Source organism: Candidatus Limousia pullorum (assembly GCF_057405065.1).
Genome location: NZ_CM171614.1, coordinates 2,405,176 through 2,420,841 on the forward strand (window position 1 = coordinate 2,405,176; position 15,666 = coordinate 2,420,841).

16 protein-coding genes are annotated in these 15,666 nt (G+C 40.6%); all 16 read right to left on the reverse strand.

Annotation, left to right across the window (positions count from 1 at the left end):
• Nucleotides 1-12 precede the first annotated feature (12 nt).
• A complete protein-coding gene (locus tag CGICJO_RS11180; protein WP_486498952.1) occupies nt 13-1,620 on the reverse strand; it encodes a phage minor head protein in 1,608 nt (535 codons plus the stop codon).
• Nucleotides 1,613-3,187: a phage portal protein gene (locus CGICJO_RS11185; RefSeq protein ID WP_486498953.1), complete on the reverse strand. Its 1,575-nt coding sequence runs from the start codon at nt 3,185-3,187 to the stop codon at nt 1,613-1,615. The genes CGICJO_RS11180 and CGICJO_RS11185 overlap by 8 nt, the downstream gene beginning before the upstream one ends.
• Nucleotides 3,075-4,592, reverse strand: coding sequence for a DEAD/DEAH box helicase family protein (locus CGICJO_RS11190; protein ID WP_486498954.1), 1,518 nt, complete (start codon nt 4,590-4,592; stop codon nt 3,075-3,077). The genes CGICJO_RS11185 and CGICJO_RS11190 overlap by 113 nt, the downstream gene beginning before the upstream one ends.
• Nucleotides 4,567-5,082 (reverse strand): hypothetical protein, encoded by a 516-nt coding sequence (locus CGICJO_RS11195; RefSeq protein WP_486498955.1) that lies wholly within the window; start codon nt 5,080-5,082, stop codon nt 4,567-4,569. Before CGICJO_RS11195 ends, CGICJO_RS11190 begins: the two co-directional genes overlap by 26 nt.
• Before the next feature lie 152 nt (nt 5,083-5,234).
• A complete protein-coding gene (locus CGICJO_RS11200; protein ID WP_486498956.1) occupies nt 5,235-5,663 on the reverse strand; it encodes a DUF1492 domain-containing protein in 429 nt (142 codons plus the stop codon).
• 30 nt (nt 5,664-5,693) lie between these two features.
• Nucleotides 5,694-5,897 carry a hypothetical protein gene (locus CGICJO_RS11205; RefSeq protein ID WP_486498957.1) on the reverse strand — a complete coding sequence of 68 codons (204 nt, stop codon included), beginning with the start codon at nt 5,895-5,897 and terminating at the stop codon, nt 5,694-5,696.
• Between the two features lie 154 nt (nt 5,898-6,051).
• Entirely contained in the window at nt 6,052-7,443 is a 1,392-nt protein-coding gene (locus CGICJO_RS11210) for an SNF2-related protein (RefSeq protein ID WP_486498958.1), read from the reverse strand.
• Entirely contained in the window at nt 7,433-7,723 is a 291-nt protein-coding gene (locus tag CGICJO_RS11215) for a VRR-NUC domain-containing protein (protein WP_486498959.1), read from the reverse strand. The genes CGICJO_RS11210 and CGICJO_RS11215 overlap by 11 nt, the downstream gene beginning before the upstream one ends.
• 281 nt (nt 7,724-8,004) lie before the next feature.
• The gene (locus CGICJO_RS11220; RefSeq protein ID WP_486498960.1) at nt 8,005-10,404 is read right to left on the reverse strand and encodes a virulence-associated E family protein; all 2,400 of its coding nucleotides are present in this window, start codon (nt 10,402-10,404) and stop codon (nt 8,005-8,007) included.
• A complete protein-coding gene (locus CGICJO_RS11225) occupies nt 10,383-10,601 on the reverse strand; it encodes a DUF551 domain-containing protein (protein WP_486498961.1) in 219 nt (72 codons plus the stop codon). The genes CGICJO_RS11220 and CGICJO_RS11225 overlap by 22 nt, the downstream gene beginning before the upstream one ends.
• A gap of 12 nt (nt 10,602-10,613) precedes the next feature.
• Entirely contained in the window at nt 10,614-12,596 is a 1,983-nt protein-coding gene (locus CGICJO_RS11230) for a DNA polymerase (RefSeq protein ID WP_486498962.1), read from the reverse strand.
• Nucleotides 12,597-12,614: 18 nt separating this feature from the next.
• The gene (locus CGICJO_RS11235; RefSeq protein WP_486498963.1) at nt 12,615-13,310 is read right to left on the reverse strand and encodes a DUF2815 family protein; all 696 of its coding nucleotides are present in this window, start codon (nt 13,308-13,310) and stop codon (nt 12,615-12,617) included.
• Between the two features lie 27 nt (nt 13,311-13,337).
• A complete protein-coding gene (locus tag CGICJO_RS11240) occupies nt 13,338-13,721 on the reverse strand; it encodes a hypothetical protein (RefSeq protein ID WP_486498964.1) in 384 nt (127 codons plus the stop codon).
• Nucleotides 13,714-14,919, reverse strand: coding sequence for a DUF2800 domain-containing protein (locus CGICJO_RS11245; protein ID WP_486498965.1), 1,206 nt, complete (start codon nt 14,917-14,919; stop codon nt 13,714-13,716). Before CGICJO_RS11245 ends, CGICJO_RS11240 begins: the two co-directional genes overlap by 8 nt.
• Nucleotides 14,920-14,934: 15 nt before the next feature.
• Complete coding sequence (locus CGICJO_RS11250) at nt 14,935-15,372, reverse strand: hypothetical protein (protein WP_486498966.1); 438 nt, start codon at nt 15,370-15,372, stop codon at nt 14,935-14,937.
• 16 nt (nt 15,373-15,388) lie between these two features.
• Nucleotides 15,389-15,535 carry a hypothetical protein gene (locus CGICJO_RS11255; protein WP_486498967.1) on the reverse strand — a complete coding sequence of 49 codons (147 nt, stop codon included), beginning with the start codon at nt 15,533-15,535 and terminating at the stop codon, nt 15,389-15,391.
• Nucleotides 15,536-15,666: the final 131 nt, after the last annotated feature.

Consider the following 15,666-nt stretch of genomic DNA (forward strand, 5'->3'; position numbering starts at 1 on the left):
TCAATCATCTCCTCAAGGTTGATAAACATTATCCGGAAAAATAGTTTTTACCCCTCCGGTATTTATATCATAAACAACTCCAACTCGCACGCCGTTATATATGCCAAATCTAAACAATCCTGAATCTGAAGATGTGTTTATAACATAAGTTCCAGCCTTTAATACTTCGTCGGCATCCCAACTTTTTGGAAACCATGATTGACTGCACGGCTTTCGTTTATTTCCATCTTTGTGATCCGGAATATGTCCAAGTCTTACTCCATTGTTACAAGTTTTATCGATGACATATGAAATATTCTTTTTATCAAGCTCATCGATACACTGTTGGGAGTGTCCACCGCATTTTAATCTTCCATTAGGATAATTTTTATAAATTCCTGTGTATTCTCCAACGGTAGAGTGAGTAACAGCATGGGGTAATCGACTGTTTTCAATAGTAATTATACCATCTTTTTCAAGCTCACTCAACGTTTTAAAAACTTTTCTTTGTCTATTTCCTGCAGTTGATATTTTATAAAGTCTTTCAAGATCCGCATCGTTTTTAATAACTCCGCTTTCAAACAACGCCCACCTTGCATCACTCTTAAAGTACTTTTTTCTCTGTTCTATTGTACAACTGTTTTTAAGCCAATCACAGCGGATTGTGTTCTCGTTTATACCGGCTCTTGTTTTGTTTTTATTGTCTAAAGCGTTCTCAAAATCAGCATTCATGTTTTCTATTGCTTTCTGCTGAAGCGTTTGCCGCTCTTCAAGAGACATACCGAGTATTTTTTTATCCACAACCGGTTGACTTATACAATGACAGTTTATACGTTCTTCTGCCGGAAGAATAATATCTCTTGGATACATAGGATAATAAGTAGATCCGTTTTTTCCGATAAGTTTAAAAGGTTCAGAAACAGGAACAATTTGACCGTTCATAGCCTCATGATTTTTGCGTGGTTCATTTCTATAGCTTCCTGTGTGTCTCCACTTCTTTTCTTTAACAGCAGGACTTTGCATAAAAGCTTCCTGTTGGGCTACACTGTGAGCACACAGTACTTCTGTCACCGCAACTCTGCGAGCCTTGTAATGTTCATCTCTGATGCCGCTGTCCTGTATATCTCTTATAAACTCAGGTATTCCTGAACCTTTCTTTAAATTATTTATGAGTATATTTTCTATCTCATCATGGCTGTTTAGCCGCATAATATCAGCAAGTTTTGAACTCCAATCTTTAACCCAGTTAGTAGTAACATTTGATACCTGTACTACATTTAGCTCCTTATCAGTGTTCTTTATATAACTGTCGGTGAACGACAAAATAAATGAATTAAAATGTTTATCAAATATATCCTTTAACTTCCATGTTATAGGATCGTCTTGCTTTATGTTGGACCAGTCATTATCAGCGAAATTCTCAAGACTCAATGCTTTTTCAGTTTGTTCAAGTATATATTTAGTTTCGTCGGTCAATGCCGCTGCAACATCGTCTTCAATTTTTTTTATATACTCAACTGTTTTTTCAGGCTCCGCATATCCTTCAGCTTCAAGGATATCTTTTATATCTTTATCAGCTTTTTCTATGTAAGCATCTATAGCCTTTAAAAGCTGTCTGCAAGTATCTACATACTTACCCATCGCTGTGCTCCTCTTGTATTATCTCTTGAAGGAGTCCTTTTACCTGCTTCATCACAGACACGATATTATCTTCATTGTTTGATGCTGCTTTTTCTATTTGCTTTTGAAGATTTTGCATAACGGCAGAGTACTCATCTTCCGCTGCTCCTTTATTACGCAAATAGGACAGCGGTATCTCTCCCCATTCATCAGGATAAGGTTCAGACGTTTCTCCAAGAGCATTAAAGACGATTTCTTTTGCTTTGTTTGGAGTCAACCCGCCTGCGCTGTTGGCCACACTCATAATCCTGTAGAGGTCATCCGGATTGCTTATCTTTGGCTCTCTGAAATAGGCTTCAACATATTTAAACTTATAGCCGTTTAAAAGCTTATTGTTTATCAGCCATGCAAGACTTCTTCTTTCAGGCTGAAATACTTGTTCTTCAGTAACTTCCTGTACAGTCTGCGCAGTAGCACGATTAAAATCTGTCGTATATCCAACGTATAAGTCCGGAAGCTGAAAAGCAGACTGAACTTTTCTTCTGTTATTATCAAGATAATCTTGAAAAAGCTCATCTTTTTGAAGTACACTTGCCAAATCTTTTATTTCTATATCCGGTTTTTCGGAAGTTTCAAAGTCCGTGTTTCCGGTAATAGATTCTGTTTCTATCAACAAAAATGCGTGTTGTCCTGCTTCACCTTTAATGTCGTTCATATATTCCTGAAGCTTTTCATAACTTTCCTGTGTGAGCGTTCCGTTATTAACAAGTATTGCAAGCGGTGTATGTCTTCCGTTTTCAAAATAGTTGTTATTGAGGTTCTCTGCCTTACGACTTCCGTCTACACTCAGTGTTTGACCTATCCACCTAACTTCGCCGTATGGCTCAGTACCTATTTTGTATTCAAGGATTTCGTTGGCATGATATTGAATATCAAGAGTTTCACCTTCTTCAAGGTATCTGCCGCTGCGATTATCCATTATTCGTGGATCACCAAACTCCTTAAAATAAACGGTATTACCATTGATTTGCTGGCGATATTTGCAGTATTTTCTTTTTCTTGGTATATCTTCTCCATTATAAAAAAAGCAAGTTTCAATATATGGATTAAGTGGTTTTGTTTTTGCTATTGAAGGAGTTTCCTCTACAAACTCTATTTGCTGAACTTCTCCAGCCAAATTGCGGATAACCTCAATATATGCAATGCCATATATTTCTCTTGCTTCTATGAGATTCTCAAAAATGCGCTTTGTATCATTTTCTGTGTTAAGCAGCTCAATTATCTTTTCTGCTTTTTCAAATTCAATAGCAGATGCTTCTGTTTCCTCGATGTCATTTTTATAGCGTATGTCTATTCCAAAACCCGCAATGTTGTTTTTATAAGCTCTTATGCACTGCGGCAATATGGTACTGTTTTTCACAAGGGTTTTAAGACCAAGCATGTTATATTCAGGATATATCCAATCACCAACACTATCAGCTTCTTTGCTTGATATGGCTGTTGTTGTTTCTGCTTTGCACAGCGGGACGGTGCTTTTCGCTTTTATCAGCTGAACTTTCACCGGTACCGTGCTGGTTTTCTTTTCCAACTTTCCTATCCCCTCTCCTTCCTTTATTTCCCGGTTTTATAGGGAGACATAAAAGCAATACACAGTCGGCTTCATCAGGACTTGGACTGCCTCGTTTTTTCATTGCATCCTTACTTTCAATCCTGATTTTACTGTTATCTGTTAAAAAATATTTTCGCCCGCTGAGCTGGGCAATTAAATCATTATCATCCGGCAGTATAAGCTCTACAGGCTTCTTGTTACCGTCCTCATCAAACGGTTGCAAAAGCTTTTTTACTATCATCATCATGTAAGTGGTTGAATCATAACAATATTTGTGCTTTATCCGCTGTCCAAATTTTACAGGATAAATGTCCAGCCAAACAAATCTCTCCGGTGAATTTCTTTTCATTTGACGTAAACGGTCAACTACACCGCCGCCAACACCACCATCATCAATCTTCACAGGTATCGTACCGTTAAATTTATATTTTCTAATCAATTCTTCACCCAGCATAACTATATCGTCTGCGGTTTTCATCAAATCTTGTCCCCGTCTTTTTTTATAGAACGATACTTTACCGTCTACATTATATCCAATTACTGTTTTATCATCGCCAAATCTGGCAACGTCGCAGCCTATATGAATAAAACTCGGATTTTTGTTAGTCTTAGGTTCGGTCATAATGGATGCTTCTATAAGCGAAAGAGGGATAAATATATCATCTTCCTGCAGAGGAAACTCTCCCGCCACTCGCACACGAAAAACATCACTGTCTTCCCCGTACATATCAATTATGGTTTGTACAAATTCTTTGGACACTCTGCTGCTATTACGACCATCAATGTGAAACGCTTTATAGCTCGCCCTGTTTTTATTGTGGCTGTCGTAAAAAAATCCTGACAGCTGCGTAGGGTTCCCGCACATTAACAAACGTGAACCGGGAGTTGAAAGCGCACCAAGTACAGGCTCAAATATGCTATCGTCAACACCGCTTGCTTCATCGATGATATAAAGAACATTTTCAGCGTGAAAGCCCTGCAGCGCATCTGGTTTGCTTGCAGTTCTTGCAACCGCAAACCACTCCTCGGGATAACCTCTCATATAGAGTTTTTCTTTCGTCCATATAAGTTCCTTCTGAAGTACTTTGCTGTTACGTATCCACTTGCTGACTTCGGCCCAAAGGATATCATAAAGCTGATGCTGTGTTGGTGCGGTACATGGAATTTTAGGAAATGGTCGGGTTAGCATAAACCAGATTATCGCCCAAGCTTCAACGGTACTTTTTCCAATACCATGTCCGCTTCTAACCGTCGTCATGCGATTCTCTGCAATACTTTGCAGCAGTTTTCGCTGTTCTCTATCCGGTATTGCTCCGATTATGTCTTCAACTAATTCTACCGGATGAGATGCATAATATTTAATCGGTTCCGCTGTCATCAGCATTATTCTTTTCCTCTCTTTCCCGGTATGCATTTATTATTACTGAGGCAAGGGACTGTTCATTGTCAACATTTTCCGCTGTTCTTTCATTTTCAAGGACACGACTTTGTCTTTCAAGCTCTGTTGCCATTTTAATAAATTCCCTTATCTCTTTCGGTGTCATTTCCCCTGCACCCATCTTTCCTAAGGCCTCAACCGCTTTATCCTGCATATCGACAGCTATCTTAATATGACGCTCTATCATTTTTCTTATCCCTTTTGCTGCCTCAGCACGAGCCTCCTTCTCAAGAGAATTATCATAAGCCATTGCTCTTTTTTCCCAGTCCCATTGCTCCTTCCAACGTCTTATTAAAGTACAACTTTTATGTAACGTATCCGCAACAGCTGTAAAGGTCCTCTTAGCACCCATATCTCTGTAGATTACAAAGGCCTCAAAAGCTTTTGAACTTTCACCCTCTTGTCGCTCCCAGGGGTTAATATCACGTTTATACATTCCCTCCTCTCCTTTTAAATACAAATGCCGAGATGGAAAACTCGTCCCAATCTCGGCATTTAGAAATTTGAAAAAGGTTTTTAACTGTACACATTTGTACGATATTATTATAGCATATTAAAAAGCAAATGTCCTTACACTTTTTTTACACTTTATAGAATTATTGCGCCAAAATAAAGCAAAGCAAAATTAGAAACCGCTTGTCTTTGTAATTTATAAAGTGTTGAGTGTGATGATATGTATAGCTTCTCCTTTATTTCATCTTTACTTATCCCGTCTATATACCAAAGCTGTATCAAATTCTGTTCCGCACAACTTAGCTGAGAAATAATATCTTTTATTCTCTTTATTTCGTATTCTGTCGCTGTGATACGCTCTATACACTGGGCATATTCACATAATTCAGTAAGAGTTTCTTTGTCAATAGGTGCCGATGCTGGCTTATCAAACGATAAGGCTTTGCATCCCTGAGGTGCATTTCTTTGTATGATTAATCCTTTATGTCGCTTTAAATTATCCAAAGCTTTTTCTAACAAATTTACTTTTCTGAGTATATTCTCGGCTTCTCTGAAATAATCCATATGTGACGCCTCCCTTTACATAATAGGAATCTATTTAAACTCTCTCCCGCTTTTGTTATCTCTGAATTTTATACGTTCTATAAGTTCAAAGCCTGAAAGAGATATTACATACTTCAGATGTTTTATCAAATCGTTAGCTCGTTTTTCAACGTCTGTTTCTTCCTTAATCACGGATTTAATTCCTGCAAATGCCGTAGGATCCGGATATCCCTCGCTGTTATATTTTGGATTCACTGTTAAATCACCTCGTTTAATTTTTTGCGTAGTTCCTTATATCCTGTTTTGTCTTTCTTATTAGCACAGTGGGGACAAATATATTTTTTAGGTTTATGAATCTGCTGAATACTTACCTGCCAAATTAAACCACACACATAGCATTTACGCTCAATCATGTTGCACCGCCTTTTGACGCTTTCTGTTTTTGTATACGTGCTTTCAGAACTTTCATAACGGTTTCGTGTGTGGTAGTACGATCTTTCACAGCTGCTATGATATCCTCGTCAACGCATCCTTGTGCTACAAGAAAATGATTATATATTTTATCGTAAGGTGACCCCTGTCGCCAAAGCCTGCATTTTCCCTGATCATTTAATTCAAAACTCCAATTAGGAGTAAACCAAACTATGTGACGGCCTCCTGCCTGTAAATTAAGTCCATAAGCGCAGCTTGACGGGTGTACCAACAGAACATCAATTTTTCCGTTGTTCCATGCATCCTCATCTTCCGTACCTTTATAAACTCGTACACATAGTTTTGTTTTTGAAAGCCGTTCAAGAATTCTATCCCTGTCATGCTGAAAACCATAAAAAGTAATGCACGGCTCTCCATCAATCCTTTCGAGAAGCTCCATATATGCATCAAGTTTGCAATCATGTATATGTACAACTTTTTTATCCTCATCGTAAATGGCGCCACTGCAAAACTGCTGAAGTTTGTTAGTAAGGACGCCGGCAGCACTTGCAGTAATTACATCCTCATCAACCTCAAGCAACAAATCTCTTTCAAACTGGTCGTATGCTTTTTTTGCCTTATCATCCAAAAGCACCGGTATTTCGTGGTCAATACAAGCAGGTAATTCAAGATAGTCCTCTGCTTTCATACTGACGCAAATATCACTTATGGCCTTTAACACCGCAACCTCCGCACCAGACTTAGCTTTATAACTCCAAATCTGTGTTGCATTTCTCTTATCCGGGTCAAAGTACATTTGACGGTATTGCGTAAGTGTCTTTCCTAATCGCTGTCCGCCGTCAAGCAAATAAACCTGCGCCCATAAATCCTCAAGTCCCTTTGATGATGGCGTACCGGTAAGTAAAACTATTTTTCTACAAAAACGGCGGACAAGCTTTATTGCTTTAAATCTTTTACTTCGACTGTTTTTAAAGCTTGTACTCTCGTCAAGCACCAACATATCAAACGGCCAAGCCTGTTTATAATAATCAACCAACCACGGAATATTTTCTCGGTTTATGATATATACATCTCCCGGTGTATTTAATGCCCTGATTCGTTTGGAAGAAGATCCCAGCACCGTGACTATCCTCAAGTGTTTAAGATGGTCCCATTTAGCCGCTTCTTTGCTCCATGTTCCTTCAGCAACTTTTTTCGGCGCAACTACCAAAGCTTTACTTATACTCCAACGATAGTATTTCAACAGATTTATTGCCGTCAAGGTGATCGAAGTTTTACCAAGTCCGGGTCGTAAAAACAATCCAACCGCCGGATCTGTCACTATACGCTGAATACAGTACGATTGATAATTATGCGGTTTATAAATCATCGGCTTTCACCTCCTTTATAAATCCATCAACTTTCTCTTTTGTGTCTATCCTTTTCACTTCAAAACCTAAACCTGAAATAACTGTACATACATAGCTTTGCAGTTTTCTTAATCTTTTCCCTGGTGCTTTCGTCTCCACAAAATAAATTCTGCCACCCGGTATCAGGACGATTCGGTCAGGCACGCCGTTAAGTCCCGGACTTATAAATTTTAAAGCCCTGCCATGCAAATCACTTTTTACTTTACGGCACAGATATTTTTCCACTTCCGCTTCAAGCATTGATTTCACCTCTTTATATCCATGTAACAACATTCTCACGCGCGCGTATAATACGTGCACACAGGCGGGTTAGGCGGGTATATATACTCCCTGTTTGCCTATTTAATATAGTTAATAGAAAATAAGTGTTACATTGTTACAAAACATTAAAAAACGGCTTTATACTCGGATTTTTTAATGTAACAATCCATGTAACAATCTACGTAACAATTATTTTTTTGTTACAATACGATTGTTGCAATTATTTTTTGTTACAAGGTTTGTTACACAAATTGTTACACTTATTTTGGCTCAAATCCTCTCTGCACACCATATGGCCCGATTCTTTTTACACCTTTAGTTTTTTTCCATCCCTGTGTTGTTGCTATTATGTTGTTAATCTCTCTTGCATCAGAATTTCTCATATCTTTTATAGCACCTCCGAATGCCTCACACCATACCTCAGCTGCACAAATAGTTTCACGGTGTACAAGCTTTACATCTCCCTGGACGCAGCCGCCCCAATACATTCTCCGCTTATCAAGTGGCCATTTGCTCCAGTCTTCCGGAACTTTTCTCTCAAGGAACTCTCGCACGATACCTTCCCTGCTTGAAACTTCTCTGTGTTCCTCTTGTTTTTCTTTGGCGGCGGCTTCAATCTCTCCGCTTAAATACAAAGCTTCTCCAGCCTGCCAGCGCATAACCGCTTCTGCCCAAAGCTGATCAATTTCTTCGTTTAAATTTTTCCATACATTTTTTATACACGCCTGTTCACCTGTATCTATTGGCCAGAAACGGCGGTTGCCTGTGGTATCCTGTAAAAAATCAGATGTATTGGTAGTACCAAAAAACACACAGGATCTCGGGATTTCTTTGACGTGTCTGCCGTAAGCTGCACGAAACCTGTCCGCTCGTAGGCTAAGAAACTGTTTTATTCGTGCCACGTCTGTACGTCTAAAAGCGTCCAGCTCGCTGATTTCCACTAACCACACACCTTGTAAAAGTTCCGACGCTTCTTTACCTTCAAAGGTTCTTATGCTGTCATTAAACCAACCACGGCTCATTTTATCAAGCAGTGTGCTTTTACCTATTCCCTGCGGGCCGGAAAGTATAACCATGCTGTCATATTTACACCCCGGTGTCATTGCACGGGCGACGGCAGCGGTAAAAGCTTTTCTTGTAACAGCTCTATTGTATGGAGTGTCTTTCGCTCCCAGGTAATCTATAAAAAGAGTATCAAGTCGCTGTGTGCCGTCCCACTTTCCCATTAAGCTTCTTAGATAATCCTGTATTTCATTAAATGCGAAACGATTTGAATGAAGCGACAACGCACCGTCGATCTTTCCTGTTCCTGTAATTTTGTAAACCTTTTCCAAGTACCAGTACAAACCTTGGTTGTCGTTATCATCCCAAAGCCGCCGTGTGCTGCGCTGATCCCAAGGTACCACGCTAAGAACTTCTCCACGGCTTGCAAATTTATTAAGGGCGAATTTATCTTTAAGTAAAGGGTCGTGCTCCAAGATAATCAATATATTATTCATAGTGGCCTTTACGATTCCTGTTTGCGGGCTTATTTCCAGCATTGTCATCCAGTTTGCCGGATTGTCTGCATTGTCAATACCCACACCGTTAAAATCTTTTGCCGCACTTTCATACCTTTCCTGAGCCATAAGACCCGATACATCTGAAAGTCCTGTAGCAAATTCGCACATGGAGGCATACGACGGAAGTCGGTTTACCGGTGTATCAGGCTGTGCATCTTCATCGGCATCACCAAACTTATGCAAACGCACAAGGTCAAAAGCATTAACAAGCTTTCCGCTGCAGGGGTCTGTTGCATGATGGCTGTATAAAAATTTACCGTTCTCGTAAATCACCGCACCACCTGTGGTAGATCCGCCGACATATGTGAATCTATTATTGTAATTATCTGCCGGCTCGTATATACCCGGAATCAGGTCCTGCATTGCTCTGTATATGTCATATGTACGACAAAATGCTCCGACTATACCGCTTTTACTTTCCGGGTCTCCTTGCTTGACTGCAAGTTTTGTAAACTTCTGCTGTCCGGGAATTGCAGGCCATTTCGTTATATCATGCCAATCATCATATTGTGCGAGTATACCGTCTGCAGATACAAAGGGTTTGTCACCAACTACATAAACGTATTCACCGTCAGCACTACAGCTCGGCCAATACATTAGTCGACTTGGTTCAAATGTAGTTGGGTCTGCATAGTCAATACCAATATAATCCGCCATTTTACGGGCTATCGGTTCATATTCATCGGCGGTTACAGTTCTGTCCGTAGGAAAAAGCACACGCAAACGAGGTGCCGCCGGTTGATGCTTACGGGTACTATATACGCAGTACCCACAGCCAAGGGCCTCTACACGCCTCAGTATGCCGTCTTTAAACCCCGCAGGTATGTTGTCAAGGTCAAGGGTTATTACGTCACGTCCGGCAATATTATTTGCTTTGCGGCGTGTACCGATAAGCGTTCCGCCTACAAATCCACCTATGTCCTTTAAATCGTCCTGCTGAGATTTTTTGAAGCTCATATATTCTGCGAAAGTTTCCGTTCCCCTTACAGGGGTTTTTAATTTCAGCCATAAGTCAGATACCATAAGAGTTTGAGGGTTCCAGTGCATTGATCGCCTGCTGCTTCCGGTTGATATAATTATTTTTCTGTCATACTGCATGGTGGATCCTCCTCAGGAAAGGCTGGCAATGGCATCCAATGTGTAACTTGGGCACGTCCTCTATGAATAAAACGGTCTATTGATAAATATCCTTTATCTATATTTCTTACACCGTTTTTTGACCTTGCACACACTAAAACTTCCTCCTGGTCTTCGGGTAATTTATCGTGGACACTAATCCATTCAAAGCTTTTCATCTCTCTTCCCCCTTAATCTTTCTTGAAGAATGTGCCTACCCAACCGTCAGCACCAAGCGGTAAACCAGAAGCCCACGGTATGGGTTTACTCATTATTTGAATTACATCATCTAAAGAAGCTGTATCAGGAGTACAGTCAATAACTACTTCATCATGAATATGAAATACAACTGGTATTCCCGCTGTTTCCAAATTTTCAATCGCTTGCGCCAAACAATCACGGGCTATAGCCTGCACACTATTTTCAACGAGCTTTCCTCCATATGCTTCTATGCGCTGCCATTTTTTAGACGTCTGATTCATGCCCATATATGACAGAGAAGGTTTTCCCCATTGATTTTCACCTATCTGAGGCGAAACATAAAATAGTTTTCTGCCGCTCGGTAGTAAAATAGTAAGCGCATCAAATCCAGTGTCGCAGTTAAGCTCATGGGATATAACCAACCCATTTACGCCAACAGCTCCGCCCTGTGAAATGACTTGTACTGCCGCCGCTTCCATTTTGTACCAAAGGTCTCTGATTCTTTTGTTTGATTCTCTCCATCGGCTTACTATGTCGGATAAGTCTTCCTCAGCTATCCCCATATCCAACGCACCCATAGCTATAAGCGCTCCTGTACCACCCTGATAGCCTAAGGCTAATTCCGCAACCTTCCCTTTCTGCCTGAGGGAATATTCTGGATTACCTTTCTTAATAAGTTCTATAGGTACTCCAAACATCTGTGATGCAGAGGCCTCATAGATTTTGCCATGGGTTCTAAACACTTCCAATCTCCACTCTTCTCCGGCAAGCCACGAGATAACTCGAGCTTCAATTGCCGAAAAGTCAGCGTCAATAAGTACTTTGCCCGGTGCTGCAATAAATGCCGTTCTTATAAGCTGCGATAGTGTGTTAGGGATACTCCCATAAATAAACCTTAATGCTTCAATATTACGTTTTTTTACCAGTTCACGCGCAAGCTCCAACGGATTTGTATATGTTCTCGGGAGGTTTTGAACCTGGACTAAACGGCCAGCCCACCTTCCGGTACGATTTGCGCCATAAAACTGCAAAAGCCCACGAACTCTGCCATCCTTACAAACGGCAGCTTCTATAGCATCATATTTTTTGGTGCTTGTCTTCCCCAATTCTTGTCTTATTTCAAGCATTCGCTTCACCTTAGGGCTATTATCCTTTTCGGCGAGCATCTTTGCGACGGTGTCCTTTCGCAGGTCAGATATATTTTCTCCTGTTTGAGATTCCAACCAAAGAGAGAGCTGCGCTACACTGCGGGGATTATTAAGCCCCGAAAGCTCCATAGCTTCTGCTACAAGCCTATCATGTACCGTTTTATCTATATCGAGCGCACCTTCAACGAGCTCCATATCAACAGCTACACCACGACTGTTTATAATAAGATCCCGTTCCCATTCTTTTTGTACAAAATCGGGTATTATTATTGAGGACAGTCGTTTTTCAATTTCCATCTCTGTAACAACATCCTGACGGCAGTACTCTTTAAACAACTGCCATCTTTCAGGTGCATGATGAGGCATGTTTCGTGTTCGGCCTCCGTTAGCTTTTGTAGGCGCACACGGCACACAAAAATATCGTATAAGCGCTTTACCCGTATTTAGTTTACGTTTATCTTCCGGTAGTCCTAAAGCTCTGCCGGTTGCATCAAGTCCGGCAGTGTACCCGGCATACAAACCGTGGAACATTGTACAGCGCCACTGCTCTGGCGGAAGTTGCCTGCCCAAATATCTGGACAGGCAACCCCATTCAAACGCCGCATTGTATGCGTGCTTAATATAATCCGGTGAAGTCAGAGCATCAATAAGCCAGTTAGGAAGTATTTCACCCTGCATAAGATCTACACAAAAAACATCTCCGCCGTCTACCGAGTAAGCAAACAGAAGTATTTCAAAATCATGGCTTTCTATGTATTTATGCGCTCCTGCTTTTGCTATAGGAACGCTTGAAAAAGTTTCAAGGTCTATACTCAAATGATGCATTAAATCACCCTCCGTATTTTATCCAATAACTTCACCTGTTATCGGATTAACTCTAAATCCTTGTTGTGTATATTGCGACTGATTGTATTGCTGCGGCATACTATACATCGGTTGTGCTGTTTGCTGCGGCATATTATTATAATACGCAGCCGGCTGCGTTACCGTCGGTTGGGAATTAAAGGCCGCAAAATCACTTGCCGCTGAAGCTCCTCCGGACAGCGGTTCTCCGTCTCTGGTTTTCATTACATTACCCAGTCCGCAGGCAACTCCTTTGCTACCGGCATTATCATAAGGGAAAAAATTTACCGTTACACGTGCATACATTCCGCTGTAAATATCCTGAGGTGCAAGCTCACAGTTGATATTGTCAATTCCAACTACCTGCGGCTTGTTTTGTGTCGATGCAGTAATTACCCAGTGTCCTTTACATTCTTCGCCAAAAGGTAATCCGGACGGTCTCAAACCGTCACCGTCATGCAGGATATTCTTAGGCTGCGGATGAGCACCGCCCCACTTTTTATTTACACCCTCTGCGTAGGCAGCCTTTATAGATGCCTCTATATCCAACTTTGTTGCATTATCGCTCTTTGGAATAAGCAAGGTAACGCTGTATTTAGGAGTGCCACCGGACTGAGGAACCGTTGGTGTTGTCAAATGTACATATGAAAGTCTTACTTCTCCGGTCAAAACTTTAGTTGCTATATTCTGATACATAATCAAATCCCCTTTAATTTATTTAGACTATAAGTAAGTATTAAAATTGTCGCTTATTTTTTTCCATCGTTCGTACTTGGTTTTACATCTTTTTACTTCGTTGAGCCTTTTATTGTTTTGCGATTTTATTTTTTGAATGCTTTTATCGTTTAAGTCATATCTAAATCTTGTATCAACGTATTCATTTTGATAAATTCTGCTTGCAATGTTCCAGTTCATTTTAGCGTCTTTAAGTTTGCATGATAGACAATCTCCTAATATCCTTATAGCATCTGTATTTCTCCATTCCTCTTTAAAAACACATTTAAAAAATTTCTTGATATTAGGAAGTGTGCTGTTTTCAAGAAATATATCCGGACTAATATAGAATGTACAATCGTCCACAAATACAAAAATCATTTCACTATCCATTTGATGAAACTCCTGCGAAATCAGCTACAGCCGGGTTGTATGGTTCTCTCTTATCACTCAATGGTGCAAGAGTTGGCTTTCCTGGCGGCTTTATGATAAATTGACCTACCTTTTCTGCAAATTCTGTCTTGCCCATTAGCTTTTCAAGTTCGGTAAGTGATTTCGGCTTGAGATCGTATACAAGTGCTTTATCATAGCCGGCAGCCATAATTGCAGATAACGCAGCATCCTGATCAGACCAGGTTCTGTTACTGCGGCCGGCTACAGCCTTCCATCCTGATATTTCTCTACCCTTGAGAATTGCGGACAATGCATACTCTTCCAAGTCACCATACCATTTAACCAGTTCTTTGCCCTTGATTAGCAGTTCTCCTATTTCACTGTCAGTGAGTATTCCCTGCCCCTCTTTCGGTTCCTTGTTACCGTGTTCCGGCACACAATTCTTAAAGTCCTCAAGAGCTGTAAATACATCTGCACGAGCTTTGCATTTGGCTCTGCCTCTGCAAAATTTACAGTGTTCTCCCGGATTAAATTCTCCAAAACCTGCATAAGCTCTTGCGGCTATCGGTTTTATACTCTCGCCCCACTCTTTAAGTTCATCAACGGATATTGTTTCACTGCTAAGATCACTGCTTATTCTCGGCTGATCTATATTCATACAAACTTTTTTGAGTGCGTTGCCATAAATTAGAGCGTATTTTTTCAGTGCCCCTAAAGCGTAAAGCCTCATTTGTGGATTACATTCTGCTGACACGGCAACACCTTTTCCGTGTTTATAATCAAAAATGGTAAGGGTATCGCCGCCAACCATAATGCAGTCACAAGTACCAAACCCGTGTGGGACATAATCTGAAAAATCAACTCTCACCTCTGCCGAAACACACGGCATACTATCATACTCCATCGCCTTTTCTGACAGATGTTCAATATACAAATCTGAGGTTTTATCCATTTCGGTTTGATATAATGGATCCTTTTTAAGTTTATTGAAGCGAGTAGTAAAAGTTTTTGAGGTAATTCCTACACCAAACTTTTTTAAAACCTTTAATTCACAGATGGCATGTGCCAGACGTCCTTCTTCTGCATAGTCTGATGTTGTTTCTGGAAACTGTTCTTCAAACCTTGGTGCTGCCGTACATTTAAGCCAGCGATGAGCGGCTGATGCCGACAACAGAGCGTGTTTTTCAGGTGTTGGCATAAAATTACCTCCTCTTTATATCTGTGCTCCCAGTGCTCTCAAATCCGTTGCGAATGCGCCATACTGCGCCGGGTTAAGAGCTGTGACAGACTCTACTCCGTATTTTGCAAGCAATCCACACAGTTCTCCCATACGGCCTGCATCTATAAGAGCTGTACCGGCTACAGCCAACATATCCATCGTATACTGTGGAGCTCCTGTAGGTACTGTGTTTGCAGGAGTCTGAGCTGCGGGTGCCGGACTCGGTGCAGGCGGTGTAACCATGTTAGTTATCTGGGTCGGCGCAGATACTGGCGCTACAGGTGTAACCGGGTTATACTGCATTACGTTTTGTTCTGTCTGAACTGATTTATCCGGATTATCCAAAGAGGTTTTTCCGGCAAGTGCCGCAGCCAGGTTATTGATTGCGTTTGCAAGTTCAGGTGCTGTGATGGTTATTTTTACTTCTGTCATGTCGATACTCTCCTTTTCAATTCTTTAATTTATTTGTTTCGTTTTTACCTAATTGACTTTGTTTCCACTTTTCAAACTCTTCCATCTTTTTAGGATTTGTGTAAAATAACTGGACTGCTTCTAAAACTCCATCGCAAAAATAGTCCATTTTATTTTCGCTCATATCCTTAAGATCCATTATTATGTAGGCTTCACCAAATTAGGTTCACGCTTTGTACGTCTTTCATCAAAGTAGAAAACCACTTTATTTCCATGAATTTCATACTTGTAAAAAAGGCCTAAGTTCCACATATC